This window comes from Streptomyces albus subsp. albus (assembly GCF_000725885.1).
Classification (GTDB): Bacteria; Actinomycetota; Actinomycetes; order Streptomycetales; family Streptomycetaceae; genus Streptomyces; species Streptomyces albus.
The window spans coordinates 1-1,449 of the sequence record NZ_JODR01000069.1; the positions used below are offsets into that span (position 1 = coordinate 1).

A 1,449-nucleotide genomic window follows, 5' to 3' on the forward strand; every position below is an offset into this window, starting at 1 on the left:
CGACGCTTCCTAATGCTGTTGTCAAGCGGCCGTAGTCACTGGAGGCATGACTTGATAGCGCCGTCGGTCACGGATCAGGGCCCACAGGACGTTGACGCGTCGGCGAGCCAGGGCGAGCACGGCCTGGACGTGCTTCTTCCCCTCGGCGCGTTTGCGGTCGTAGAACTTCCGCGAGTTCGGGTCGCAGCCGACGCTGACCAGCGCGGACGTGTAGAAGACACGCTGGAGCCTTCGGTGATACGTGACCGGCCGGTGAAGGTTGCCACTGACCTTGCCCGAGTCGCGTGGTGCGGGGGCGACGCCGGCGAAGGCCGCCAGGGCGTCCGGGGAGTCGAACTCGTCCAGGTCGCCGCCGACGGCGGCGAGGAACTCCGCGCCCAGCACGAGGCCAATACCGGGGACGCTCAGGACGATGTCGGCGAGTTCGTGCTCACGAAACCGGCCCTCGATGAGCTTGTCCATCTCGCGGATCTGCTCGTTGAGGGCCATCACCTCCTCGGCCAGGGTGTGGACCAGCTTCGCGATGGTCTTCTCCCCGGGGACGGCGGTGTGCTGCCGCTCGGCGGCCTCGACCGCGGCCTCGGCCAGCGCCCTCGCGTTGCGAATCTTGCGGTTGGCCAGCCACTTCGTCAGCCGTGCGGTGCCGGCCCGGCGGATCGCGGCCGGTGTCTGGTAGCCCGTCAGCAGTCTGAGCGGGCCGGTGTTGGTGACCTCCAGGGCCCGCTCCAGGGCGGGGAACATGCTCAGCAGCGTGCCCCGCAGGCGGTTGACCACGCGGGTGCGGTCCTCGACCAGGTCGGACCGGCGTCCGGTCAGCAGCTTGAGCTCCAAGGCGGCCTCGTCGCCGGGGCGGATGGACCGCAGGTCGCGGCGCATCCTGGCCTGGTCGGCGATCACGTAGGCGTCGCGGGCATCGGTCTTGCCCTCGCCGCGGTAGCCGTCGGAGGCCCGGTTCACCAGGCGGCCGGGCATGTAGAGGACCTCCTGGCCGTGGTTGACCAGCAGGGCCAGCAGCAGCGCGGGCTCGCCGCCGGTCATGTCGATGGCCCAGGTGACCTCACGGCCATCGGCAAGGTCCAGGACGTCCCCGATCAGCTGCAGCAGCTCGGGCTCGTCGTTGGCCACCCGCCGCGACAGCAGTGTCTTGCCGTCCGCGTTCAGGGCCAGGCCGTGATGGTGGCCCTTGCCGCTGTCGATCCCCGCCCATATCCGGCTCATCGTGCTCCTGACGTACGTGCTTGTTCTGCTCGTGCCACGGACGACCTCGCCGGCATTGCTCTACACAGCGACTTGTTCGCACTTCCTAATCGGCGGCCGAGTCGTCGTGGGGTGCCGGGCGGCGAAGCGTCGTATGCCACGAGACGGCAGCCGCCTGATAGCCACACCCAGCACCCCTGGGCGACCCAACCCTACGAATGGCTCGATCAACCCGATCAAGAAGGTAGAGCC

At 68.8% G+C, this 1,449-nt stretch carries 1 protein-coding gene; it reads right to left on the minus strand.

The window, feature by feature from the left end; translation table 11 throughout:
• Nucleotides 1–21 precede the first annotated feature (21 nt).
• Nucleotides 22–1,218: an IS110 family RNA-guided transposase gene (locus tag IO40_RS0132735; RefSeq protein ID WP_016468145.1), complete on the minus strand. Its 1,197-nt coding sequence runs from the start codon at nucleotides 1,216–1,218 to the stop codon at nucleotides 22–24.
• Between the last annotated feature and the right edge of the window lie 231 nt (nucleotides 1,219–1,449).

Coding starts and splice junctions, on each gene's coding strand:
- IO40_RS0132735 (WP_016468145.1), bottom strand. CDS start 1,218: ATGAGCCGGATATGGGCGGGGATCGACAGCGGCAAGGGCCACCATCAC.